Genomic DNA, 23,691 nt, shown 5'->3' on the forward strand with positions numbered 1-23,691 from the left:
TATTTGGGGAAGGAGGGGTGGCTTCAGCTCAATCGATGAGGGGGCGGATGTCGCGTACTTCGATGTGCGAGGGGAGAGCGTCGAGGTCTGACACCTGAGGGGTGGAGATCGCCAGGTGCCTCAGGGCGGTGAGGCCCGCCAAGGGGGCGACCGTAAATCTCTCCTGGCCGGTGTGCCCGTACACGGACATGTGCGTGAGACTCGGCAGGATGTCGCTGACGCGGGACGCCGCCGCCGGCCAGTCGCCGCCTCTGTGCAACAGGGACAGCTCGGTCACGCCGGGCAGGGCAAGTCCGTCCGGCACGGCGGCGAGGTTGCCGGATGTCAGGTCCAGCCGGGTGAGGCGTGGGAGCCGGGTGAGGCCCTCCCAGACAGCGGGCACGCGCGGACCGTCCTTGTCGCCGAAGATGACCCACTCCAGCTCCGGCCATCTGTCCATGCGGTGCAGATCGCGCGCCACGCGAGCGGATCCGGAGAGGGCCAGGGTGCGCAGCGGGGCCTTGGCGGGGAACAGGTCCAGGCTCCAGGGCTCGATGATCTCCATGAGGCGCAGCTGATCCAGTTCGCCCAGCGCCCGGAGTGCCTCGGCAGTGAGCTGCGCAGGCGGCACTCTGAGCGAGAGGAACGTGGGGGCGCAGGACGTGAGCAGGCGGGAAGCGGCTGCGGGGGAGACGGTGCCCCGGATGTCCAGGAGCCTGGGGCGGATCCCCAGTCGTTCGAGCTCCATGACCTGGTCGTCGCTGCGGATCGTGAAGTAGGTCTCCCCGTTGTCGAGTTGAGAGATCACCTGTTCCGCGTATCTGCGGCAGTCGTAGCGACTCCATCCCCACATGAGCTGGCTGTGCACGGCGAGCGCAGGGTGGCTTGCGAAGCGTGCGAGGAAGGGGATCGCGGCGTCGGACGGGACGCTCGTCGCGGTGATCGCGACGTGACCGGCCGCCTCGTCGTCAAGGCCGTTCGGGCCCGGCAGCAGGTCAAGGACCATGGGGCCGACCGCCGCGAGCTGGCGGGCGGCCTCCGGGCTTCGGGGCGGAATCACCTCGGCCAGACGTCGCTCCACCTGCTCCCGCACCGCGGGATCCAGCTCGGCCGCGTGCTCCAGGCAGGTCGCCGCGAGCAGGTGGACTCGAACCCGCGCCCGTTCCTCAGAGCGTGTGTCCCCGAATGCCAGCAACTCGCGGAAGAATGCGGTGCGTTCGCGAGGGCGTGCGTGCGCCACCGCCATGCGGATGACGTCCTCCCACTGGTCGTCCGCCGCGTGGCGCGCCAGCACACCGAAGTCGCCCTCGTCGACTGCCGCCCGTGCGCCCAGGAAGTCCTGGAACGTGCGGTGGATGAAGTCGACCGTGCCCGGGGCCGGTTCGCGGAGCAGACCGCTGCGGTGGAGGAAGTGCGCGAAGACCTCCTTCGCGTCGCCGAGCGTGGCCACCTCCGGGACCGAGGGGAGCGCGTCCGCGATGATGGTCTCTGCTCGCGAACGGTCCATCGTCTGGCGGCCGTTGCGGATGAGCCAGTAGGCGAGGCGCTGGAGCAGCTGCAGCTGCGGCTCCTCCCGCAGGTCGGGTACGTCCATGTGGCGCTCGCGGTCGCGGCGGACGAGGAGCATGGACAGGGCCGCCGTGTAGAGATCCTTGCGGCCGAGGGGGAGGAAGCCTCTGCGGTCGCGGTGCAGCGCGCAGATCAGGCCGCACATCAGGGGGTTGGTCGCCAGGAGGCCGAGGTCGGGTTTCGCGTGTACCGCGTCGAGGAGCTGACTCTCGTACGAGACGAGCGCGGCGTCCTCGTCCGCAGCACCCGTGCGGGCGGCCACGTGCCAGCGGCTGATGAAGGCCGCCGCGTCCGTGGGGCTCATCGGGGAGAGCGTGAGCTCGGTGAAGTCCTCCTCGGTGAGCCAGTCCTCGCGTACGGCCGAGGGGCGGGACGTGACCAGCCAGCGGTTGCCGGGGTAGGCGTCGATCAGGTCGCTGAGCCAGGTGCGGGTGCGGGAGCGCTCGGCGTCGGGGATCTCGTCGATGCCGTCCACCAGGACCAGGGCGCGCCCCGCCGTGAGGACACGGGACTCCCATCCGCCGGGCTGCGTGCCGGCCAGTGGGGAGTCGACCGCGGAGAGGAAGTCCTTGGGGGCGGGGAGACGCTCGCCGTGGCGGGTGAGGGTGCGCAGGGGGAGTACGAAGGGGATGCGGTCGTGGAGGTACGTCATGCGGTCGTCGTCCGGTGCGGAGCGCGCGGCGCTGACCGCCAGCCACTGGATGAGCGTGGTCTTGCCGGAGCCGGCCTCGCCCCGCAGGAGGACGCGGTCGTGGGTGGCCAGGGCTTGATCGGCGGGGCGAGGGGCGGCGGCGATGTGCTTCACCTCGTTCACCCACCGCTCGCGCTCGTCCCCCTCCGGCGAAAGGCCGTGGGCCGCCTCCCAGGCGGGCATGTGGACCAGCCAGGAGCTCCCCGTGGCCTCCAGCGACATGTACGCCGCATCCAGCGGCCACCGCCCCGGCGAGTTCGCCAGATCGATTCCGAAGATCGTCAGCTTCCCGTGCTTCTTCGCCACGGATGCGAGGTAGCGACGCTCGAAGGCCACGTCCTGCGCCCCGGGGATCGGGTTGCGGGCGAGCAACTCGTCGACCTTCACGATGAGTTCGTCCTGGGTCCGGCTCTGTGCCACGAGTGTCGCGGCCACGAAGGTCGAGCGCTGCGTGAAGAACTGCAGGATGTGGAGGCAGGCCCACTCGGTGATCGAGTCGAGGAAGAAGGCGGCGTCCGTGGAAAGGCCGGAGGCCGACGCACTGTAGATGAGCGAGCGGGCCAGCTTCTGGTGGCCGAGGCGGACCGCTTGGACATCGTCCATGTCGAGGTCGCCCAGCGTCAGGAGCGCGCGGGCCAAGGCGTCCGTGACCGCGTCCGCCTCGTCCGGCGGGAAGGGGCGCTCGCCGGGCGAGGCAAGGGATTCCGTCACCAGGCTGCCCGCGAGGCGGCGCACGTCCCGCTCCGTCAGTGCCCGCTTCTCGCCCTTGAAGGACACCAGCCCCGACAGCCGCACAGGCCTGTCCACCAGGCCCGCGCCCGGTCCCTCCCGTACGAACAGTTTCTTGATCAGAGGGGCTACGACGCCCGAGGCGAGCCGGGCGCCTATGACCGCGGGATCCATGCGCCGCAGCGTAGTGCCGGTCACATTCCGGAGGTTGTGGATCTCGGGGGCCGGTGACATGACGCACAGGCGTTATGTCCGGTACTAGGCGGAATAGTGGCGGCGTTCGGGAGGGAGGAGGGGACCTTCGGTCCGCAACCTCCGGGACCTTCGGCTTGTCGGGGGGCCGGGGGTACGGCCGGGGCCAGTGCTGGCCCGAGGGGTCCTCCTGGAGTGGGGTTAAACCCGACCTCGGCGTCTAAATCCGGCAAGTGACTGAAGGGGGAATTGTCGGAATTTGGGGGTGTCAAGGAGGAGAAAGTCGGTCGGGGAGCTACGGCTTTCGGTAGTAGATGGGGGGTTTGGGCGAGGGGCGGGGTGCGGGTTACCAAGGGATGGCCAACCCGGCGGGACGCAGTGCTGCGTGTGCCGGGTCCCTTTGTGCCCGTCGTGCACCGCACACCACGCGGAGCCACGACACACGAAGCCCCGGCGTGCACCGCACGCCAGCCGAAATCCGGCGTGCACCACACGTCACATGAAGCCCGGCGTGCACCGCACGTCACACGAAGCCCGGCATGCGCCGCATGCCGCACGCTCCCCATCCCGGAGGTCATCCGCCATGTCGAAGCGCGCCACGTCCCACCATTCCGGCCTGTCCCTGCTCCGTACGCTCCGTACGCGGACGGCCGTCGTCACCGTCGCGGGCCTCGGGCTCGGAGCATCGGCAGTTCTCGGTTCCGGTGTCGCGGCCGCTGCGGACGCCAAGAGCGGCGCGCTGCCCGGCGTCTCCGCCAACTCCGTGTCGGCGCAGGCGAACGCGCAGGCCAAGGCCGCGACCAAGGCTCAGCAGGCCGCCGCCAAGAAGGCCGTCTCCTGGCAGGACCCGGTCGACAAGTACACGCTCTCCGCGTCCTTCGGGCTCGGCGGCAACATGTGGTCCAGCAAGCACTCCGGCCAGGACTTCGCGGTGTCCATCGGCACCTCCGTCGAGGCCGTGCACAACGGCACCGTCGTCAAGGCCGGCGGCAACGGCGCCGGTGACGGTCCCGCGTACGGCAACGCCATCGTGATCAAGCACGACAACGGCACGTACTCGCAGTACGCCCACCTGTCGAAGATCGACGTGCGCGTCGGCCAGAGCGTCGCCACCGGCCAGCACATCGCCGCTTCCGGCAACACCGGCAACTCCAGCGGCCCGCACCTGCACTTCGAGATCCGTACGACCCCGAACTACGGCTCGGCGGTCGACCCGGTCGCGTTCCTGCGCTCCAACGGCGTCACCGTCTGACCCGTACCACCATGACTGTCTGACCCGGCAGCAGCTCAGGCGCCTTCGTGCGCCTGTGTCACCAGATCGATGGCGACCTCGAGGATGGCCTTGCGCTTCTCCTCGGGGTCGCCTTCGGCGTCCTTGAGCACGAACATCCCGCCGTGCATCGTGAACAGCGCCGAGAAGCAGCGCACCTGAGCCGTCATGGGGGCGCCCGGCTCCCTGAGGATGTCGAGCAGGCTGAACATGCGGTCCTTGAAGGTCTCGCCCGTCTTCAGGTCCCGCATCGTCGCCTGGTTCTCCTGCATGAAGCGGAAGAGAGGGGACGCCTTCGTGAGGATCTCGCTGTAGCGGGTCAGGATCGTCCGCTTGATCTCCAGCGTGTGCGGCTGGTCCTTGCCCCACTCCACCAGTTCGTCGATGGGCCTGGTCAGGTCCTCGAAGATGCTGGTGAGGATGTCCTCCTTGGTCTTGAAGTGGTAGTAGAGCGCCGCCTTCGTGACATCCAGACGCTCCGCGATCTCGCGCAGCGACGTCTTCTCGTAGCCCTGCTCGGCGAAGAGTTCGAGGGCCACGTCCTGGATGCGCTGGCGGGTGTCCCCGCGGCGGTGCTGCTTGCCCGCGCCCGCGCTCGTACCTGCGCCCGCGCCCGTACCTGCGCCTGCGCCGGCGTCTGTGTCCGTGACCATGTCGGTGCTCCTCGACTCCCTCGACTCGAATCCTTGGACCCGATTTTACTTACTTGACGCCCGGCTAGTTAGGGGTCTAGTTTCCCTCAGTGTAGTCAGCTTGCCGGTCGGCAAGTAAGTGCCAGAAGGCAGTCGGGGTAACCGGGGAGTGGGGAACATGGCGGAGATCAAGAAAAAGCCGGGGGAACAGGCGAAGCAGGGCGGGCAGTCGGCGGATCCTCCGGCGGATCGGACGAAGGAAGCGCCACAGCCGCGCAGCGTGCGCGTCGTGATGTTGGCGCTGATGGTCACGATTCTGCTGGCCATGCTCGACAACATGATCGTGAGCCCCGCGATGCCGACGATCGTCGGTGACCTCGGCGGCATGGAGCACCTGTCGTGGGTCGTCACCGCGTACATGCTGGCGACCGCGGCCTCGACCCCCATCTGGGGCAAGCTCGGTGACATGTACGGCCGCAAGGGCGTCTTCCTCACCTCCATAGTGATCTTCCTGCTCGGTTCCGTGCTCAGCGGAATGGCGCAGGACATGGGCCAGCTGATCGGCTTCCGCGCGGTCCAGGGGCTCGGCGCGGGCGGTCTGATGGTCGGCGTCATGGCGATCATCGGTGAGCTCGTCACCCCGCGGGAACGCGGCAAGTACATGGGCATGATGACCGGCGTCATGGCGGTCGCCATGATCGGCGGTCCGCTCGTCGGCGGCACCATCACCGACCACCTCGGCTGGCGCTGGGCCTTCTACATCAACCTGCCGCTCGGTGCCGTCGCGCTCGCCATGGTGACCGCCGTGCTGCACCTGCCGAAGAAGAAGGCAGAGGGACGGATCGACTACCTCGGTGCGGCGCTCCTGACCGTGGGCATCAGCTCGCTGGTCCTCGTCACCACCTGGGGCGGTACGGAGTACGCCTGGACCTCGACCGTGATCATGGAGCTCATCGCGATCGGTGTCGTCGCGCTCATCAGCTTCGTCGTCGTGCAGAAGAAGGCCGCCGAGCCGATCCTGCCGCTGCACATCTTCCGCAGCCTCAACTTCACCCTGATGTCGGTGATCGGCTTCCTCACCGGATTCGTGATGTTCGGCGCGATGCTGTTCCTGCCGCTCTACCAGCAGGCGGTGCAGGGCGCTTCGGCCACCAACTCCGGTCTGCTGCTGCTTCCGATGCTGCTCTCGATGATGGTCGTCTCGTTCTTCTCGGGCCGGTTCACCACCTCCACCGGCAAGTACAAGATCTTCCCGATCGTCGGCACCGTGCTGATGGTCCTCGGCCTGTTCCTGCTGTCGCAGATGGACACCGACACCTCGCGGTTCACGTCGGGTCTCTACATGGCGGTGCTCGGTGCGGGCATGGGCTGCCTGATGCAGATCACCATGCTGGTCGCGCAGAACAGCGTCGAGATGAAGGACATGGGCGTCGCGTCGTCCTCGGCCACGCTCTTCCGTACGCTCGGTTCGTCGTTCGGCGTCGCGATCATGGGCGCGCTCTTCAACCACCGGGTCGAGGACACGATGTCCGAGCGGGCCGGGGAGCTCGGCGGCAAGGTCACCGAGCAGTCCGCGCAGCTGGACGCGGACAGTCTGCGGCAGTTGGCTGCGCCGGTGCGGGACGCGTATCAGCATGCTGTGTCCGCCGGTACGCACTCGGCGTTCCTGCTGGGATCGGTCATCGGGGTCGCCGCGCTGATCGCCGCGTTCTTCGTCAAGGAGGTTCCCCTGCGGGGGGCCGGGCCCAAGGACTCCGGGCCCGAGGGCTCCGACTCCGGCTCCAGCTCAGGGGCCGAGAAGCCGGCCGACAAGCCGGCCGAGGGTGCGGCTGGGGACGCCGCACCTGGTCCGCGGGACGCGGTTGCAGAGGCCGTCTGACCTGCGGTCCTGATTCCCTCGGCTGAAACGGGCCCCGGCACCTTCTGGTGCCGGGGCCCGTTGCCGTTGCCGCTACTTGTACTTGTCCGGCAGCTGCAGCATCGGGAAGCTGCCCGTGTTCGTCGGGGCGTGTTCCGGGAGCCAGAGGACTGCCACCGCGCCCTCCGCCGGGTCGTCCGGGCCCGCGCCCGCCGGCGTCACGTTGCGGAACGTGAGCCTCGCGCCGAGCACCCTCGCCTGGCCCGCGGCGATCGTCAGGCCCAGGCCGTGCCCGACGCCCGCGCGGTCCGTGCTGCCGGTGCGGAAGCGGCTCGGGCCCTCCTCCAGGAGACCCGCGGGGAAACCGGGGCCGTGGTCGCGGACCCGCACCACGCGGCCCTCGACGCTCACCTCGACCGGCGGCTTTCCGTGCTTGGCGGCGTTGGCGAGGAGGTTGCCCAGGATGCGCTCCAGGCGGCGCGGGTCGGTGGTGACCTCCGACTCGTGCACCACCGTCACGCTCACGTCCGAGTTGAGCACCGCGATCCGCCGCGTCACGAACTCGCCGAGCATCAGGTCCTGCAGCTCGGCCCGCTCGGCCGCGCTGTCCAGGCGGGCCACTTCGAGTACGTCCTCCACGAGCGTGCGCATCGCCTGCGCGCGGTCCCTGACCAGCTCGGTCGGACGGCCGGGCGGCAGCAGTTCGGCCGCCGTGAGCAGTCCCGTCACCGGCGTACGCAGCTCGTGCGCGATGTCCGCCGTCACCCGCCGCTCGGCTTCGAGCCGCTGCTTGAGCGCGTCCGCCATCGCGTCCACCGACCGCGCGAGGTCATCGGTCTCATCGCGTACGACGCCGCCGATGGCATCGCGTACGTTGACGTCCGTCTGCCCCTGCGCGACCTCCTGCGCCGCGGTCGCCGCCTTGCGCAGACGCCGCGAGAGCTGGCCGCCGATGAGCACCCCGAGCGCGCAGCCGCCGAAGACGACCGAGATGGAGCCGATGACCAGGGCCTGGTCGAGGTCCTTCATGACGGTGGCGCTGCGGTCGGTGAAGCGGGTGTGCAGCGACAGGATGTGGCCGTCGCTCAGCGGCACCGCGGCCCAGATGTCCGGCACACCGCTGGAGTGGTCCTCCACGTACGTCGCGCGGCGCCCGGCGAGCACCTTCTCCAGGAGCTCCTTGGGCATCTCCGGGTCGTCGACCTTCATGCCGAACTGCCCCGTGCGCCCGGACGTCTCGTAGATCCGCTGGGCGTACTGGATCCGCTCGTCCTGCACGTCGCGCGCGTTGTCGAGCATCGAGACGCGCGCCGCGTTGTGCACGACCAGGCTCAGCGCCACCGCGACCAGCGCGCCGACCAGCGCGATCGCCGCGCTGATCTTCCAGCGCACGCCGGTGCGCAGGCGCGCGCCGAACGCCGTGCGGAGGCGGGCGCGCAGCGCGGCCACCGTCCCCCTGCTCATATAGGTCCCCCGAGATGCGCCACGTTCAGTTCAGGCGCCACGTTCAGTTCAGCGGCCATGCGGTCAGCCGTGCCATCAGCCATGACGTCGCGGCTCACGCCTTGAGCTTGTAGCCGAAGCCGCGGACCGTCTCGATCCGGTCCTGGCCCACCTTCGTGCGCAGCCGCTGCACATGGACGTCGACGACGCGGGTGTCACCGCCCCAGCCGTAGTCCCACACGCGCTCGAGGAGCTTGTCGCGGGAGAGGACCGTGCCGGGCGCGGACGAGAATTCGAGCAGCAGGCGCATCTCGGTCGGCGTCAGCGCCACCGGAGCGCCGTCCTTGCGGACCTCCATGCCCTCCGTGTCGATCTCCAGATCGCCGAAGTGCAGCACGCCGCCGTCCGGCGAACCGCCTTCGTTCGCGGAGGGCGCCGCCGAGTCGGGGCCGCTCGCGTGGCCGAAGCGGCGCAGCACGGCGCGGATCCTGGCCACGAGGACGGCGCCGTCGAAGGGCTTCGTCACGTAGTCGTCGGCCCCGGCCTCCAGGCCGAGCACGACGTCGATGGAGTCGGCGCGCGCCGACAGCATGATCACCGGGACGGTGGACTCGTCGCGGATCCGGCGGCACAGCGAGACGCCGTCGAGGCCCGGCACCATCACGTCGAGGAGCGCGATGTCGGGCCGGTCGGCACGGAACGCCTCGAGGCCCTGGAGGCCGTCGGGCATCGCGGTGACGACGAAGCCGTCCCGTTCGAGCGCGAGCTGCGTCGCCTCGCGGATGACGTCGTCGTCCTCGACGAACAGGACATGGGTGTGCTCTGCCATCGGGTGCTCTCAGTTCTCCGTCGGAGCGGGAGCATCGCCGCCCGCCGCGCTGCTGTAGTGATTGCGGATGCGGTCCGTCTCCCTGAAGTGGTTCGCCGCCCACTCGTACGTGATGACGTCCTCGCCGGACGGATACGACACCGGATCACCCTTCTCGTACAGCTGCTTGGTGACCACCAGGTCGCCCCGGTCGATCTCCGCGTAGACGGGTGGCTCCTCGTCCTGGAAGACATTCTCGTACTTCTTGCCCTCGGTGCGATACACGTAAGTGCTGGTACCGACCGCATCGCCGCAGGTCATGATGTTGACGACGACGTCGGAGGCGGATCCTCCGGTCAGGTTGCCGTAACTGACGTCCACCGGGTACTCGTCGGCGACGCAGGGCTTCAGGGCGCGCTTGACCGTCTGGCTGACCTTCGGGTCGTCCTTCACGAGTTTCACCGCCTCGGTGGTGGAGGGCGGCGCGGCCGCGGACGTCGCGGTGGGTGTCGGGGACGGCGTCGGTGACATCACCGTCTCGCCGCGGTTGCCGGGGCCCTCGTCGCGGGCGCCGGAGCCGCCGGTCGAGCAGGCGGTGGCGGTGAGCAAAAGGCCGATGGCGGCGAGCGCGGCCACGGCCGTGCTCCCCGCCTTCATCGTCCTGCCAGTCCTGCCAGCCCGGGTGCTTAGGCCGCGCAACGCTCCCGCTCCTCACGTTCGAGCGCGCCGGTGGCGGGCTCCTCGTGGTCCCGGCTCTCCAGCTCCTGGCGGAGTCGCGCGAGCGCCCGGTGCAGTGTGCTCTTGACCGTTCCCGCCGACATGCCGAGTGCCGCGGCCGTCTCCTCTGTGGACATCTGCTCCCAGTGTCGCAGCACGACGACGCTGCGCTGCTTGGGTGCGAGCACCTTCATGATGTCCATCAGGAGGGCGCGGTCCGCATGCTGTTCGGTGGAGTCTTCCACGCTCGCGTCGGGCAGCTGCTCGGTGGGGACCTCTTCGAGCTTGCGGGCCCGCCACCACTCCGTACGCGTGTTGATCATGACGCGGCGCAGGTAGGCGTCCGCGAGCCGCTTGTCGGCTATGCCGTCCCAGCGGCCGTACGTCCGCACGAGCGCGGTCTGCAGCAGGTCCTGGGCGTCGACGGGGTCGGGGACCAGGCGCCGGGCACTGCGCAGCAGGGCGTCCTGCCGAGTGCGGACGTACTCTTCGAACTCGAGCACCTCACCGTGCGCCATACCTGACCGCCTCCGTTCACCGACCACCGCTGCTTGTGCGGTACGGCTATGAAGCTACGGAGGCGTTGTCACGAGGCTGTGCGGAGCAGCCAGCGGGGGGCGCACGGCCTTCCGTCGGTTGTGTAACAGAAGTAGGCGGGGCGTAAAGCGGGGGCGATTCGTTGTGGTTCGGCCGTCGCTCGTCAGGTGAGGGGCAGGCGGTAGAGCCCCTCGGGGAGCGGCTCGACGAGTCCGTCGGAGACGAGCCCGTCCAGTGCGCGGGCCCGCTGCACGGGCTCGTCCCACACCCGGTCGAGGGCGGCCTGCGGCACGGGGGCCACGGCCTCGCGCAGGACCGCGAGCAGCTTGCCGCGGACCTGACGGTCCGTTCCCGCGTACGTCTGGCCGCGCCGCGCCGGTCCCTGGTGCGGAGGCTTGCCCGCCGTCTGCCACGCGCACTGCTCCGCGATGGGGCAGACGGCGCAGTTCTCGTTCTTGGCGGTGCAGACGAGGGCGCCGAGCTCCATGGACGCGGCGGCCCAGCGGGACGCCGTGCGCTCGTCCTCGGGCAGGAGGGCGCGGGCGAGCTTGCGCTCGGCGGCGGTGGTGGCGTTCGGCGGGTACTGGACGCCGGTGACGGCGCGCGCGAAGACGCGGCGCACGTTCGTGTCGAGGACGGCGTGGCGCTGGCCGTACGCGAAGGAGGCGACGGCCGCGGCCGTGTACTCACCGATGCCGGGCAGCGCGAGCAGCTGCGCGTGCTTGGTGGGTACGTCGCCGCCGTGCCGTTCCGTTATGGCGACGGCCGCGCCGTGCAGCCTCAGGGCGCGGCGGGGGTAGCCGAGGCGTCCCCAGGCGCGGACGGCTTCGCCCGGGGCTTCTTTGGCGAGGTCGGCGGGGCGGGGCCAGCGGGCGATCCACTGCTCGTACACCGGCAGGACGCGGCTGACCGGCGTCTGCTGCAGCATGAACTCGCTGACCATCACGCCCCAGGGTCCGGCGTCGGGCCGCCGCCACGGCAGGTCGCGCGCGTTCGCGTCGAACCAGGCGATGACGGGGCTGTGCAGGGCCTCGCCGGCGGGCTCGGGGCTGTCTGACATTGGCATGGGCTTCGTGGGCGCAGTCATGGCAGGACGATCCTGCCATGGGGGCGCCGGAGGGCGGGCCAGGCGGGGCTTCTTGGGGGGTGCGGGTTTTGGCCGGGTGGCGCTCACGGTACGTCCCCCACCCACCCTTGGCACCGCGGGGCAATCGGGCGGGTCGGCGGGAAAGGCTTGTTCGGGCAGGGGCGGATGCGGGGTAACGGCCGTTCGCTGCTCAAGGGCGAGGACCTGACGATCGGCAGGGGCGGGCCCGGGCCACCGGGAAGTAGCGTCGCGGGAGTGAAGAGCAGACGTGGGCAGGACGCCCTCCTCTGGGCAGTACTCGCCCTGCCCGCGCTGATGGCGGACCGACTGGGGCTGAACGAGCCCCGCCCGGCCTGGCAGCAGGCCGCAGGAATCGCCGTGCTCGGCCTCGCCGTAGCCGTCTGGCGCCGCAGGCCACTGGTCGCCTTCGCCGCAGCGGCAGGGCTGGAGCTCGCGGCGGCACCGTCCCTGTTCACCCTCTCGTACGGCCCCGCCCTCGCCGTCTTCGCCCTGCTCATGGGCCGCAGGGCCGACCGCCTCAGGCCCGCCCTGCTCCTCTTCGGGGCCGTCGCCCTGGTCGGGACAGCCAAGATCGTCGTACGCGGAGTCGACCCGGTCGTGGAGTGGCTCGTGCTCATGGGGACGCTCCTCTTCGGGGCCGTCTTCCCGTGGCTCGCGGGCCGCTACCTCCGCCAGGGCCGCGAACTCGCCGCCGCCGGCTGGTCCCGCGCCGCCCAGCTGGAGCGCGAGCAGCGCATCGTCGCCGACCGGGCCCGGCTGCGGGAACGGGCCCGCATCGCCCAGGACATGCACGACTCCCTCGGGCACGAACTGAGCCTCATCGCGGTGCGGGCCGGCGCGCTCCAGGTGGCCGCCGATCTGCCGGAACGGCACCGAGGCGCCGTCGCCGACCTGCGCGTGGCCGCGTCGGACGCCACGGACCGGCTGCACGAGATCATCGGGCTTCTGCGGGAAGAGGGCGACGAGGTCGCGCCGCTCGCCCCGGCGGGCGAGAGCGTGCGGGCCCTGGTGGAGCGCGCCGCCGATTCGGGGCTGGCGGTCCAGTTCGTCGTGGGGGGTGAGGAGGACCCTGCTGAATTGACCGGGACGTTGACCGGGGCGTCGACCGGGACGTCGACCGGGACGGAGTCCGAGCGGACCGTCTACCGGGTCGTCCAGGAAGCCCTGACCAACGCCGCCAGACACGCTCCCGGCGCCCCCGTGACGGTCGAGACGGCGAAGACCGCCGTCGTCGTCACCAACGGACCCGCCAAGGAGCCGGGCTCGGGGCCAGGCGCCGGCTCGGGCCTCCTGGGCCTGCGGGCCAGGGTCGAGGACCTCGGCGGCACGTTCGACGCCGGACCGCACGGCGACGGCTTCCGGGTCGTGGCGCGGCTCCCCGCGGAGGACGGGCCCCCGGAGCCGCACCCGGCCCCGCCCGCCCCCGCCCTCGCGCACGCACGGCGGCTGACCGTGCTGGCCTTCGGGGCCGCCCTGGCCACCGGGGTTCTCCTCATCGGTGGCGCCTTCGCCTGGTACGCGTACTCCAGGTCGCACGCCGTCCTCGAACCGGCCGACTTCGCCCGGCTCACGGTCGGCAGGCCGCAGGCCGAAGCCGAACGGCTGCTGCCCGACAGAGCCGCGTCCGATCCACCCGAGGAGCGCGCCCCGACCCCTCCCCCCGAAGGCGCGGACTGCCGCTACTACCGGGCCAGCGGCGAACTCTTCGTCACCGTCGAACACTTCAGGGTCTGTTTCAAGGGCGGCGTCGTCGTGGAGAAGAGCGTGATCCCCAAGGCAGGGGCCGGTGGCGAGGTGCGGGAGCACGAGAAGGAGTGGGTGCGGTGATCCGCGTACTGCTGGCCGACGACGAGGCCATGATCCGCGCGGGCGTCCGCGCGATCCTCGGCGCGGGCGAGGACATCGAGGTCGTCGCGGAGGCGGGCGACGGGCGGGAGGCCGTCGCCCTCGCCCAGGCCCACCGGCCGGACGTCGCGCTGCTCGACATCCGCATGCCGGGGCTCGACGGTCTCGCCGCGGGCGAGGAGATCGTACGGACGGTGCCCGGGACCGCGGTCGCGATGCTGACGACCTTCTCCGAGGACGCGTACGTCGCACGGGCGCTGAGCGGCGGAGCCACCGGCTTCCTGCTGAAGTCCGGCGACCCGCACGAACTCATCGCGGGCGTACGCGCGGTGGCCGGCGGCGCCGCCTTCCTCTCGCCCAAGGTGGCCCGCCACGTCATCGACGGCTACGGCGCGCACCGCACGGTCCGCGGCGCCGACGCCCGCGCCAGGACCGCGGTCCTCACCCCGCGCGAGCGCGAAGTGCTCGGGCTCGTCGGGGAGGGGCTCTCCAACCCGGAGATCGCCGCCCGGCTCCATCTGGTCGAGGGCACGGTCAAGGCGTACGTGAGCGCGGTCCTCGACCGGCTCGGGGTCAAGAACCGCGTCCAGGCGGCGATCGTCGCCTATGAGGCGGGACTCGTGCGGCTCTGACACCAGAGCGTTCGGTGCCTCAGCGGCGGTGCGACGCGGGCCGCCGGTGCGACGTCACCTGCGACGTCGGACTGCCTGGACCCGCGAACCACCTGACGACGCCCGTCGACGAACCCCGCATCGCCTCGACGATCCGTGCCACGGGCCGCGTCGTCAGACGTACGAGGATGAAGGCGAGCACGGCGCCGAGGAGCAGGCCCACCAGCACGTCATGCGGATAGTGCACACCCACGAAGACCCGCGAGAACGCCATGAGCACGGCCATCGGCAGCGTGAGGGCGGCGATCCGCGGCCAGGCGAGCGCGAGCCCGACGGCCGCGGCACCCGCGATCGTCGAGTGGTTGCTGGGGAAGGACCAGTCGCCGTACGCCGGGCACTCGACGATCGAGGTGACCGCCCCGGCGACGGCCCGGCACGGGCGCTCCTCGTCGACCGCGGACTTGAGCAACTCGCTGCACACATACGCCACCGCCGTGACGAGGGGCGCGAGCACAGCTATCGCGAGGGCGCGCGGGTCGCCGCGCCGCGCCCGCCACCAGGCGACGATGAAGAGCACGCCGAAGAGCAGCAGTCCGAGCTCCGTCCACACCTCGGCGAGGTGCTGGAACCAGGTGGGGGTGTCGTGGGCGAAGTCGGTGACATCGCGATAGAGATCGTCGTCCATGGTGTCCATGATTACGGACGGTACGTAGTGGGCCCGAATCGTCACATGGGGCGATCGACCGGTTACGACCCCTGACGAAAGACAGGGGTGCAGAACCGGAGTCCTCCGTTCCGTGATGATGATCCGCAAACTTTGTTGCTCAGGGCGGCGGGTGGGGCAGGACAAGCCGCGGATCTCTCGTAAGGTTTGGGCCGTGGGATCTCTGCGCAATCCGGTCGGGCCGCTTCCCTCCACCATCTACTGGCGTCGGAGGGCCGTTCTGCTGTCCTTGATCGGGCTGATGGCGCTTCTAGTCGTGTGGGTGCTCACCCTGGGGGGTGGGGGCCAGAAGAACGGCGCCGACGGTCCGTCGGGCTCCGGCCCCGCCACCTCCATCACGCCAGGACCTTCCGGCTCCGGGCCCGCCATCAGCGAAAACCCGGGCGGGCGCGACGAGTCGGACGACGAGGGCGACGGCGGCTCGGGCTCGGGCGGCGACGGTGACTCCGAGGGATCCGGCGGCTCGGGCGGTTCCGGCGGTGGTTCCGGCGGCGGCTCGGACGACGGCGCCAAGGGCGGCGGCGGTGCGGGCGGACAGCTGCCCGCGGGGTCGAGCCTGCCCAACTGCGTCAGCGGAGACGTGAAGTTGAAGCTGCGGAGCATCCACAACACGTACGAGATCGGCGAGAAGCCCAAGTTCGAGCTCATCGCCCAGAACAGCGCGGGCAAGTCCTGCAAGGTGGATCTCGGCGGCAAGAAGACGGTGCTGACGATCACTCAGGCCGACGGCGACAAGGAGATCTGGTCCTCGGCGGACTGCCCCGCCGGTGGCGGGAGCCTGTTGCTGCGGGTGCCGGCCGACGGGCGCGTCACGCACACCGTCCAGTGGGACGGCCGGGGGAGCGAGCCGCAGTGCGCTTCGCCTTCGGCGGGAGTCGCGGGGGCGGGGACCTACCTCGTCGAGGCGAAGTCCCCGGGCCTGGGTTCGGTGAAGACGTCGTTCGTGCTCGAAGAGGCCTGACCGGGGCAATCGGGTGGGTGGGAAATTCACCACCCACCCAGCACATCCTCTAGACGTACCGCTCCAAGATCGACGATTCGGCCAGCCGGGAGAGCCCTTCCCGGACACTGCGGGCCCGCGCTTCACCCACCCCGTCCACCGTCTGCAAGTCATCGACGCTCGCGGCGAGCAGCTTCTGCAGACCCCCGAAGTGCTCGACAAGACGGTCGATGATCGCGCCGGGAAGCCGCGGCACCTTGGCGAGGAGACGGAAGCCCCGCGGCGAGACCGCGGAGTCCAGCGCCTCCGGGGAGCCGGTGTACCCCAACGCCCGCGCCACGGTGGGCAGTTCGAGCAGCTCCGCATGGGTCAGCGCGTCCAGCTCGAAGAGCGCCTCCTCGACCGTGCGGGAACGCTTGGCGGTCGGCTCCGGTACGTAGTCCCTGACGACCAGTTCGCGCTCGGGCTCGACGCCCGCGATCAACTCGTCCAGCTGGAGGGCGAGGAGACGGCCGTCCGTGCCCAGCTCCACCACGTACTCGGCGATCTCCGTGGCGATGCGGCGCACCATTTCGAGGCGCTGGGCGACCGCGGTGACGTCCCGCACCGTCACCAAGTCCTCGATCTCCAGGGCGGACAGCGTGCCCGCCACCTCGTCCAGGCGCAGTTTGTAGCGCTCAAGGGTCGCGAGGGCCTGGTTCGCGCGGGACAGGATCGCCGCCGAGTCCTCAAGGACCTTGCGCTGCCCGTCCACGTAGAGCGCGATGAGGCGCATGGACTGCGAGACGGAGACGATGGGGAAGCCCACCTGCTTGGACACGCGGTCCGCGGTGCGGTGCCGGGTGCCCGTCTCCTCGGTGGGGATCGTCGGGTCGGGGACGAGCTGCACGCCCGCCCGCAGGATCTTGGTGATGTCCTTGTCGACGACGATGCCGCCGTCGAGCTTGCAGAGCTCGCGCAGGCGCGTCGCCGTGAACTCGACGTCCAGGATGAATCCGCCGGTGCACATCGACTCGACGGTCTTGTCCCAGCCGAGGACGATGAGCCCTCCGGTGTTGCCGCGGAGGATGCGCTCGAGTCCGTCGCGCAGGCCCGTGCCGGGCGCGACCGCGCTCAGGGAGGCGCGCATCAGCCCTTCGGCACCGGAGCTTCCGCCGGGCTTGCCGGGAGCTGACGCCCGGTCGTTGGCTGCCACTGCACTCCTCGGGTCGCGGGTTGTCCAAGCCCCGGTCCGTACGTCTACTTCGTACGGATGGGCGAGACCAGGGCAAAGTCTACCGGCGCTCTTCGTCCTCCCGTGGGGCCTCTCTGCGACGCGACCTCGGAAGGACACGCAGGGCGTCCCCCATGTCGGCGACTTCGGTGACCTTCATACCGGGCGGCACCTTGCCGGGGTCGGCCGGGACGAGGGCGTGTGTGAAGCCCAGACGGTGTGCTTCGGCCAGCCTGCGCTGGACTCCCGTGACCCGTCTGACCTCGCCCGCAAGGCCTACTTCGCCGATCGCGACGAGATTTTTCGGCAGCGGGGTGTCGCTGGCCGCGCTGGCCAGGGCGAGGGCGATCGCGAGGTCGGCGGCCGGCTCGGAGAGCTTCACGCCGCCGACGGTCGCGCTGTAGATGTCGCGCTTGCCGAGTGCCGTGATGCGGCCCCGCTGCTCAAGGACGGCCAGCATCATCGAGACGCGGGAGGTCTCGAGTCCGGACGTGGTGCGGCGGGGGGAGGGGATCTGGGAGTCGACGGTGAGGGCCTGGACCTCGGCCACCAGGGGGCGGCGGCCTTCGAGCGTGACCGTCAGGCAGGTGCCGGGGACGGCCTCCGTGCGGCGGGTGAGGAAGAGGCCGCTGGGGTCGGCGAGGCCGGTGATGCCCTCGTCGTGCAGTTCGAAGCAGCCGACCTCGTCCGTCGTCCCGTAACGGTTCTTGACGCCTCGTACGAGACGGAGGCGGGCGTGGCGGTCGCCCTCGAAGGACAGGACGACGTCCACGAGGTGCTCGAGGAGGCGGGGGCCCGCGATCGCGCCGTCCTTGGTGACATGGCCGACCAGGAGCGTGGACATCGCGCGCTCCTTGGAGGCGCGGATCAGCGCGCCCGCCACCTCACGGACCTGGGCCATGCCGCCGGGCGCCCCGTCGATCTCCGGCGACGCGATCGTCTGGACCGAGTCGAGGATCAGGAGGGACGGCTTCACCGCGTCCAAGTGACCGAGGACGGCGGCGAGATCGGTCTCCGCCGCCAGATAGAGGTGGTCGTCGATCGCCTTGATGCGGTCGGCGCGCAGCCGGACCTGGCTCGCCGACTCCTCGCCGGTGACATAGAGCGTGCGGTGCTCGTCGCTCGCCGACTTCGCCGCGACGTCCAGGAGCAGCGTCGACTTGCCGACGCCCGGCTCGCCCGCGAGCAGCGCCACGGCGCCGGGGACGAGGCCGCCGCCCAGGACGCGGTCGAACTCGGGCACTCCGGTGGAGCGTGCGGTGGCCTGGCGGCCGTCGACCTGGCCGATGGGCAGGGCGGAGGAGGTGACGCGGCCGGGGGCGGTGGTGCGGACCGCGGGCGCTCCGTACTCCTCGACCGTCCCCCAGGCCTGGCACTCGGGGCAGCGGCCGAGCCATTTGGCCGTCTGCCAGCCGCACTCGGTGCAGCGATAGGACGGCCGGTCTTTGCCGGACTTCGTACGGGTGGCCATGAACCGAACCGTAGCGGGCACCACTGACAAGCACGGACAGTGGCGCCCGCGATCCGGATCGCGCGGGGCGCGGGTCACGGAATCATGGGTTCCTGTCCCCTTTTGAGGGATCTGTTCACCCGTAAGGATTAAATGTGCTCAAGGTGGAGGAACGGCACGGCATCATCCGCCTAACTTCGCACGGGTGATGAGCAGCAGGCCGGAATCCCCCACGCAAGCAACCGGCGCACACCGGGCGCATCGTGACGCGCGCCAGCGCGTTGTGCCCCGTTCGGTGCCGAAGGCGCCGCCCGCACGCTATGAGCCCTGTCTGGACGGCCTGTTCACGTACTGCCTGTCCGTGCTCTGCGATCACGACGCCGCGACCGCGGCCCTGGGCGACGTGCTGGCCATCGCCGAGCGACGCGGCTCACGCGGCCCGGCATCCGAGACCGAACTGAAGTCCTGGCTGTACGCACTCGCGCGCTGGGTCTGCCTGCGCGCCCTCGCCGACGCCAAGCGCAAGCGGCAGGGCGCGCACGCCTCCGGATCGGCCTCCCGCGACCCCAAGCCCGCCGAGCCCGCCGACCCGCCGGACGAGACGCAGCGGCAGCGACGCCGTGAACTCGCCCAGCTGGCCTGGCCGGAGGCCGCGGGGACGACGCCCGAGCAGCGCGAGGCCCTGGAGCTTGCCGTACGCCACCAGCTCTCCCCGCAGGAGGTCGCTGCGGTCGTCGGCATGGACGTCGGCAAGACCCGCGACCTCCTCGCGTCCGCCGCCTGCGAGGTGGAGCGCACCCGGGCCGCGCTCGCCGTGGTGGAGACCGGCACCTGCCCGATCGTCGCCCGCCTCACCGGCGACAACCAGCTCCTCCTGGGCACGGCCCTGCGCCGCGAGCTCGTCCGGCACGTCGACGACTGCCCGCGCTGCCGCCGCACCGCCGAGCGCGCCGGATCAGGGGCCTGGCCCGGCACGGCGGCATCGCCGGCCGCGCTGCCCGTCATCGAGGCCCCGCGGGCCGCCGTGCACGTGGCGATGGCACACGTGCCGCGTGCGCGGGGCGCAGGGCCGCGCTTCGACCGGCGCGGATTCCCGGTGGACCCCAAGGACCACGCCGCGCGCCGGGACCGGATGCGCGCGCGTGCCGTGACGACGACGGTCGTCGCCACCGTGGTGGCGGCCCCGGTGCTCGCGCTCTGGGCGGCGTATCGCGGGGCGCCGCTGACCGGTGAGGGCCAGGACGGCCGCTCGGTCAGCGCGAGCGAGTCCGGGGCCGACGGGATGAACGGCGACCGCAGACGCGAGGACTACGAGAACGCGGGCAACGCCCACACACCGCCCGACCCCCGCTTCACCGCGGGCAGCCGCTCGCCTGACGTCTCCGTGGAGGTCATCAGCGCCGGGTCGCCGCCGTCCCGCTCGGGGACCGGCGCGGGACGCCTGACGGTCTCGGCGCAGCCGAGCGGCGGTACGACGCTGATCACGCTCTCCGCGTCGGGGGGCGAGCCGGTCCACTGGTCGGCGAGTTCGGGGGCGTCCTGGCTCTACCTCAGCCGGTCCTCCGGGACGCTCGCGCCGGGGGAGACGTTCACGATCCGGGTGTACGTCGACCATGCGCGGGAGCCGGCGGGCCACTGGAGCGCACGGGTCTCCGTCGCCCCCTCGGGGGCGATCGTCTCGATCGACGGGTACGGCAACGGATCGGGCCGCCCGACACATCCGGGCCCCCGGCCGACCCCGACCCCACCGAAGCCGACCCCGACGCCGTCGACTCCGGACCCGACTCCGACACCGTCGACCCCGGACCCGACCCCGACGTCACCGGACCCGACACCGACCCCGTCGGACCCGGGGAATTCAACACCTCCGCCGAGCGACAGCGGCGACCCGAGTCCCAGTGAGGGCTAGCCGTCTCCGCTCCTCACATGGTGCAGGGGCTGGACATTCCAGCCCCTGCGGTGTTCTACCGCTGAGGATCCGCCGGATGCGGCGCAAGCAGAGGCAGCTGAGAAGCGAGCCGCTCCTCGCACAGCTCCGCGAGCCGGTCGTAGCCCGCCTTGCCCATCAGTTCCGTCAGCTCGGGACGGTAGGAGACGTACACGGGGTCACCCGCGCCGTGCGCCGACGTCGCCGACGTGCACCACCAGTGCAGATCGTGGCCACCGGGGCCCCAGCCGCGCCGGTCGTACTCCCCGATGGACACCTGGAGGATCCGCGTGTCATCGGGCCGGTCGATCCACTCGTACGTCCGCCGGACCGGCAGCTGCCAGCAGACGTCCGGCTTCGTCTCCAGCGGCTCACGCCCCTCCTTCAGCGCGAGGATGTGCAGCGAGCACCCCGCGCCCCCGGCGAAACCGGGGCGGTTCTGGAAGATGCAGGACCCGTTGTACGGACGCGTCTGGCGCTCGCCGTCGTCGTCCGTCGAGACCCAGCCGGTCTCCGTACCGATGTCGTGGTGCTGCCAGATGTCCGGAGTGAGCCGCGCCACGGACTCGGCGACCCGCTTCTCGTCGTCCTCGTCCGAGAAGTGCGCGCCCAGCGTGCAGCAGCCGTCGTCCGCACGGCCCGCCGCGATGCCCTGGCAGCCACTGCCGAAGATGCAGCTCCACCGAGAGGTCAGCCATGTCAGATCGCAGCGGAAGACCTGCTCGTCGTCCGCGGGATCCGGGAACTCCACCCAGGCACGGGCGAAGTCGAGGCCCTTCTCGTCCGGCTGGGACTTCTGCACCTTCTCCGGCTTCCCCGACTTACTCTTCGACTTCGTTTTGTCGGTCTTCGCCTTTTTCGTCTTTGGCACGTCTCCAGGGTATGCGCGCTGTGCCCGGTCCGAGGACCAGCGACCGCCGTACGCGCAGTAGCGTTCCGTATATGAGACTCGGTGTCCTCGACGTAGGTTCGAACACGGTGCATCTGCTGGTGGTGGACGCCCACCCCGGCGCGCGCCCGCTGCCCGCGTATTCGCACAAGGCGGACCTGCGCCTCGCCCAACTCCTCGACGACGCCGGTGCGATCGGCCCCGAAGGCGTCGACCGCCTGGTCGGCACCGTCCGTGACGCGATGGAGGCCGCCGAGGACAAGGGCGTGGAGGACCTGCTGCCGTTCGCGACCTCCGCGGTCCGCGAGGCCAGCAACGCCGATCAGGTCCTCGCCCGGGTCAGGGAGGAGACCGGCGTCGACCTTCAGGTCCTCACCGGCGCCGAGGAGGCCCGCCTCACCTTCCTCGCGGCCCGCCGCTGGTTCGGCTGGTCGGCGGGAAAGCTCCTGGTCATCGACATCGGCGGCGGCTCGCTCGAAATCGCGTACGGCATCGACGAGGAGCCGGACGCCGCGGTCAGCCTGCCGCTCGGCGCGGGCCGTCTGACCTCGGCCTGGCTGGCCAAGGACCCGCCGGACCCCGCCGACGTGAAGGCGCTGCGGCGGCACGCGCGCGCCCAGATCGCGCGCACGGTGGGCGAGTTCAGCCGCTTCGGCGCCCCGGACCACGTCGTGGCGACGTCGAAGACGTTCAAGCAGCTCGCCAGGCTCGCGGGAGCCGCACGCTCCGCCGAGGGCCTCTACGTACAGCGCGAGCTGAAGCGCAAGTCCCTGGAGGACTGGGTCCCGCAGCTGGCCGCGATGACGGCGGCGGAACGGGCCGAGCTGCCCGGAGTCTCCGAAGGCCGGTCCGGACAGCTGCTCGCGGGGGCGCTCGTCGCCGAGGGCGCGATGGATCTCTTCGGGGTCGAGACGCTGGAGATCTGCCCGTGGGCGCTGCGCGAGGGCGTGATCCTGCGCAGGCTCGACCACCTCCCGCCGGGCTAGCGCACCCAGGTGTGCGGGAGACCACCTGGACCACCTCCCCGGTGCCCAGGCGGGGCCCGTACGCTGTCCCTCGTGGCAGAACCAGTGGTGCGCATCCCGGATGCGAAGGTCGCCCTGTCGACGGCCTCGGTCTATCCGGAGTCGACGGCGACGGCCTTCGAGATAGCGGCACGCCTGGGCTACGACGGTGTCGAGGTCATGGTGTGGACCGACCCCGTCAGCCAGGACATCGAGGCCCTGCGCAGACTCAGCGACTACCACCAGATCCCCATCCTCGCTGTCCACGCCCCGTGTCTCCTGATCACGCAGCGCGTGTGGTCCACGGACCCCTGGGTGAAGCTCCAGCGCGCGCAGGCCGCCGCCGAGAAGCTGGGCGCGTCGACCGTCGTCGTGCATCCGCCCTTCCGCTGGCAGCGCGGGTACGCGAACGCCTTCGTCGACGGCATCTGGCGGATGGCGGACGAGACGGACGTCCGATTCGCCGTCGAAAACATGTACCCGTGGCGCTACCGCGACCGGGAGATGCTCGCCTACGCCCCCGACTGGGACGTCACCAAGGACGACTACCGCCACTTCACGGTCGACCTCAGCCACACCGCGACCGCCCGCACGGACGCGATGGAGATGATCGACCGCATGGGCGACCGCCTCGGCCACGTCCACCTCGCCGACGGCAAGGGCTCCGCCAAGGACGAGCACCTGGTGCCGGGCCGCGGCACGCAGCCGTGCGCCGAGCTCCTGGAGCGCCTCGCGACGAGCGGCTTCGACGGGCACGTGGTCATCGAGGTCAATACGCGGCGCGCGATGTCCAGCGCCGAACGTGAGGCCGATCTCGCCGAGGCCCTCGCCTATACGCGGCTGCACCTGGCGTCCGCGGTGAAGGTGCCCCGCTCGTGACGGACCCGGCGCCGGACGGCGCGGCTCCGCGCCGCAGGGGACGCCCCTCCCGTACGCAGTCCGCCGAGGGCCCGGCGATGCGGGACCGCATCCTGGAGGCGGCCCGCACCGAGTTCTCCGCCCGTGGGTACGAGAAGACGTCCGTGCGCGGGATCGCCAAGGCGGCCGGGGTGGACTCGGCGCTCGTGCACCACTACTTCGGCACGAAGGAGCAGGTCTTCGCGTCGGCGATCGAGGAGGCCTTCGCGCCCGCGCTCGAAGCGCCCGCGGCGATCGAGGACGGCCCGCTCGACGGCATCGGCGAGCGCCTGACCCGCTTCATCTTCGGCGTCTGGGAGAACCCCGCCACCCGCGTACCGCTGCTCGCGATCGTGCGCTCGGCGGTGAACAACGACACCGCGGCGGCCGTCTTCCGCCGCCTCATCGCGACGCAGCTGCTCGGCAGGGTCGCGCGCCAGGTCGACCAGCCGGACGCGGAGCTGCGGGCGGAACTGGCGGCCGCGCAGCTGGTGGGCACGGCGATGCTGCGGTACGTGATCCAGGTCGAGCCGCTCGCGTCCGCGGACCCGGAGGCGATCATCGCGCGGATCGCGCCGGTGGTGCAGGGGCATCTGACCGGCCCCTGAGCCCGCCCGCGCCCGGATGCGCGGGGCCGCTCACCGAGACGGCCGTTCCG

20 protein-coding genes are annotated in these 23,691 nt (G+C 71.0%); 9 read left to right on the forward strand and 11 right to left on the reverse strand.

The window, feature by feature from the left end; translation table 11 throughout:
* Positions 1–28: 28 nt before the first annotated feature.
* Positions 29–3,142 (reverse strand): NACHT domain-containing protein, encoded by a 3,114-nt coding sequence (locus tag ABZ833_RS31320; RefSeq protein ID WP_361053538.1) that lies wholly within the window; start codon positions 3,140–3,142, stop codon positions 29–31.
* A gap of 601 nt (positions 3,143–3,743) precedes the next feature.
* On the opposite strand from ABZ833_RS31320, the gene ABZ833_RS31325 reads away from it, so the two are divergent.
* Positions 3,744–4,412: a M23 family metallopeptidase gene (locus tag ABZ833_RS31325; protein WP_361053431.1), complete on the forward strand. Its 669-nt coding sequence runs from the start codon at positions 3,744–3,746 to the stop codon at positions 4,410–4,412.
* 35 nt (positions 4,413–4,447) lie between these two features.
* Here ABZ833_RS31325 and ABZ833_RS31330 read toward each other — a convergent pair whose 3' ends face one another.
* Positions 4,448–5,083: a helix-turn-helix domain-containing protein gene (locus tag ABZ833_RS31330; protein ID WP_361053434.1), complete on the reverse strand. Its 636-nt coding sequence runs from the start codon at positions 5,081–5,083 to the stop codon at positions 4,448–4,450.
* A gap of 157 nt (positions 5,084–5,240) precedes the next feature.
* Here ABZ833_RS31330 and ABZ833_RS31335 point away from each other — a divergent pair, with 157 nt between their 5' ends.
* The gene (locus ABZ833_RS31335; protein ID WP_361053437.1) at positions 5,241–6,941 is read left to right on the forward strand and encodes an MDR family MFS transporter; all 1,701 of its coding nucleotides are present in this window, start codon (positions 5,241–5,243) and stop codon (positions 6,939–6,941) included.
* A 72-nt stretch (positions 6,942–7,013) separates the two neighbouring features.
* Here ABZ833_RS31335 and cseC read toward each other — a convergent pair whose 3' ends face one another.
* From cseC to ABZ833_RS31360, 5 genes are all read right to left on the reverse strand, one after another.
* The gene (cseC, locus tag ABZ833_RS31340; RefSeq protein ID WP_361053440.1) at positions 7,014–8,384 is read right to left on the reverse strand and encodes a two-component system sensor histidine kinase CseC; all 1,371 of its coding nucleotides are present in this window, start codon (positions 8,382–8,384) and stop codon (positions 7,014–7,016) included.
* Positions 8,385–8,478: 94 nt separating this feature from the next.
* Entirely contained in the window at positions 8,479–9,192 is a 714-nt protein-coding gene (cseB, locus tag ABZ833_RS31345) for a two-component system response regulator CseB (protein ID WP_361053443.1), read from the reverse strand.
* A gap of 9 nt (positions 9,193–9,201) precedes the next feature.
* Positions 9,202–9,828 (reverse strand): hypothetical protein, encoded by a 627-nt coding sequence (locus ABZ833_RS31350; RefSeq protein WP_361053445.1) that lies wholly within the window; start codon positions 9,826–9,828, stop codon positions 9,202–9,204.
* A gap of 29 nt (positions 9,829–9,857) precedes the next feature.
* Positions 9,858–10,406: a SigE family RNA polymerase sigma factor gene (locus ABZ833_RS31355; RefSeq protein WP_249588576.1), complete on the reverse strand. Its 549-nt coding sequence runs from the start codon at positions 10,404–10,406 to the stop codon at positions 9,858–9,860.
* Between the two features lie 182 nt (positions 10,407–10,588).
* Positions 10,589–11,512 carry an A/G-specific adenine glycosylase gene (locus ABZ833_RS31360; RefSeq protein ID WP_361053448.1) on the reverse strand — a complete coding sequence of 308 codons (924 nt, stop codon included), beginning with the start codon at positions 11,510–11,512 and terminating at the stop codon, positions 10,589–10,591.
* Positions 11,513–11,767: 255 nt separating this feature from the next.
* Between ABZ833_RS31360 and ABZ833_RS31365 the strand changes: the two genes are divergently transcribed.
* Together ABZ833_RS31365 and ABZ833_RS31370 are read left to right on the forward strand one after the other, a co-directional pair.
* Positions 11,768–13,360 (forward strand): histidine kinase, encoded by a 1,593-nt coding sequence (locus tag ABZ833_RS31365; protein ID WP_361053451.1) that lies wholly within the window; start codon positions 11,768–11,770, stop codon positions 13,358–13,360.
* Positions 13,357–14,010 (forward strand): response regulator transcription factor, encoded by a 654-nt coding sequence (locus ABZ833_RS31370; RefSeq protein ID WP_361053454.1) that lies wholly within the window; start codon positions 13,357–13,359, stop codon positions 14,008–14,010. The genes ABZ833_RS31365 and ABZ833_RS31370 overlap by 4 nt, the downstream gene beginning before the upstream one ends.
* A 19-nt stretch (positions 14,011–14,029) precedes the next feature.
* Here ABZ833_RS31370 and ABZ833_RS31375 read toward each other — a convergent pair whose 3' ends face one another.
* Positions 14,030–14,683, reverse strand: coding sequence for a phosphatase PAP2 family protein (locus ABZ833_RS31375; protein ID WP_361053458.1), 654 nt, complete (start codon positions 14,681–14,683; stop codon positions 14,030–14,032).
* A 184-nt stretch (positions 14,684–14,867) separates the two neighbouring features.
* Here ABZ833_RS31375 and ABZ833_RS31380 point away from each other — a divergent pair, with 184 nt between their 5' ends.
* Positions 14,868–15,674 (forward strand): hypothetical protein, encoded by an 807-nt coding sequence (locus ABZ833_RS31380; protein ID WP_361053461.1) that lies wholly within the window; start codon positions 14,868–14,870, stop codon positions 15,672–15,674.
* A 49-nt stretch (positions 15,675–15,723) separates the two neighbouring features.
* Here the strand turns inward: ABZ833_RS31380 and disA are convergent, their stop codons facing one another.
* Together disA and radA are read right to left on the reverse strand one after the other, a co-directional pair.
* Positions 15,724–16,848, reverse strand: a complete 1,125-nt coding sequence (disA, locus tag ABZ833_RS31385; RefSeq protein ID WP_361053464.1) for a DNA integrity scanning diadenylate cyclase DisA — start codon at positions 16,846–16,848, stop codon at positions 15,724–15,726.
* A gap of 79 nt (positions 16,849–16,927) precedes the next feature.
* Positions 16,928–18,337 (reverse strand): DNA repair protein RadA, encoded by a 1,410-nt coding sequence (gene radA, locus ABZ833_RS31390; protein WP_249588569.1) that lies wholly within the window; start codon positions 18,335–18,337, stop codon positions 16,928–16,930.
* A gap of 184 nt (positions 18,338–18,521) precedes the next feature.
* Between radA and ABZ833_RS31395 the strand changes: the two genes are divergently transcribed.
* Positions 18,522–20,225: a hypothetical protein gene (locus ABZ833_RS31395; RefSeq protein ID WP_361053468.1), complete on the forward strand. Its 1,704-nt coding sequence runs from the start codon at positions 18,522–18,524 to the stop codon at positions 20,223–20,225.
* A gap of 55 nt (positions 20,226–20,280) precedes the next feature.
* Here ABZ833_RS31395 and ABZ833_RS31400 read toward each other — a convergent pair whose 3' ends face one another.
* Positions 20,281–21,114 carry a hypothetical protein gene (locus ABZ833_RS31400; RefSeq protein WP_361053471.1) on the reverse strand — a complete coding sequence of 278 codons (834 nt, stop codon included), beginning with the start codon at positions 21,112–21,114 and terminating at the stop codon, positions 20,281–20,283.
* Between the two features lie 71 nt (positions 21,115–21,185).
* On the opposite strand from ABZ833_RS31400, the gene ABZ833_RS31405 reads away from it, so the two are divergent.
* The 3 genes from ABZ833_RS31405 to ABZ833_RS31415 all read left to right on the forward strand — a co-directional run bounded on the left by ABZ833_RS31405 (position 21,186) and on the right by ABZ833_RS31415 (position 23,641).
* The gene (locus ABZ833_RS31405; protein WP_361053474.1) at positions 21,186–22,118 is read left to right on the forward strand and encodes a Ppx/GppA phosphatase family protein; all 933 of its coding nucleotides are present in this window, start codon (positions 21,186–21,188) and stop codon (positions 22,116–22,118) included.
* A gap of 72 nt (positions 22,119–22,190) precedes the next feature.
* Positions 22,191–23,015, forward strand: coding sequence for a sugar phosphate isomerase/epimerase (locus ABZ833_RS31410; RefSeq protein WP_249588565.1), 825 nt, complete (start codon positions 22,191–22,193; stop codon positions 23,013–23,015).
* Positions 23,012–23,641, forward strand: coding sequence for a TetR family transcriptional regulator (locus ABZ833_RS31415; RefSeq protein ID WP_249588564.1), 630 nt, complete (start codon positions 23,012–23,014; stop codon positions 23,639–23,641). The genes ABZ833_RS31410 and ABZ833_RS31415 overlap by 4 nt, the downstream gene beginning before the upstream one ends.
* Positions 23,642–23,691: the final 50 nt, after the last annotated feature.

Origin of the sequence: Streptomyces sp. NPDC047525, from assembly GCF_040643025.1 — a bacterium.
Classification (GTDB): domain Bacteria; phylum Actinomycetota; class Actinomycetes; order Streptomycetales; family Streptomycetaceae; genus Streptomyces; species Streptomyces durmitorensis.

Bases quoted from the DNA above. Each gene is read 5' to 3' on its own strand.
- ABZ833_RS31320 (WP_361053538.1), bottom strand. From the start codon at position 3,142: ATGGATCCCGCGGTCATAGGCGCCCGGCTCGCCTCGGGCGTCGTAGCC.
- ABZ833_RS31325 (WP_361053431.1), top strand. From the start codon at position 3,744: ATGTCGAAGCGCGCCACGTCCCACCATTCCGGCCTGTCCCTGCTCCGT.
- ABZ833_RS31330 (WP_361053434.1), bottom strand. From the start codon at position 5,083: ATGGTCACGGACACAGACGCCGGCGCAGGCGCAGGTACGGGCGCGGGC.
- ABZ833_RS31335 (WP_361053437.1), top strand. From the start codon at position 5,241: ATGGCGGAGATCAAGAAAAAGCCGGGGGAACAGGCGAAGCAGGGCGGG.
- cseC (WP_361053440.1), bottom strand. From the start codon at position 8,384: ATGAGCAGGGGGACGGTGGCCGCGCTGCGCGCCCGCCTCCGCACGGCG.
- cseB (WP_361053443.1), bottom strand. From the start codon at position 9,192: ATGGCAGAGCACACCCATGTCCTGTTCGTCGAGGACGACGACGTCATC.
- ABZ833_RS31350 (WP_361053445.1), bottom strand. From the start codon at position 9,828: ATGAAGGCGGGGAGCACGGCCGTGGCCGCGCTCGCCGCCATCGGCCTT.
- ABZ833_RS31355 (WP_249588576.1), bottom strand. From the start codon at position 10,406: ATGGCGCACGGTGAGGTGCTCGAGTTCGAAGAGTACGTCCGCACTCGG.
- ABZ833_RS31360 (WP_361053448.1), bottom strand. From the start codon at position 11,512: ATGACTGCGCCCACGAAGCCCATGCCAATGTCAGACAGCCCCGAGCCC.
- ABZ833_RS31375 (WP_361053458.1), bottom strand. From the start codon at position 14,683: ATGGACACCATGGACGACGATCTCTATCGCGATGTCACCGACTTCGCC.
- radA (WP_249588569.1), bottom strand. From the start codon at position 18,337: ATGGCCACCCGTACGAAGTCCGGCAAAGACCGGCCGTCCTATCGCTGC.
- ABZ833_RS31405 (WP_361053474.1), top strand. From the start codon at position 21,186: ATGAGACTCGGTGTCCTCGACGTAGGTTCGAACACGGTGCATCTGCTG.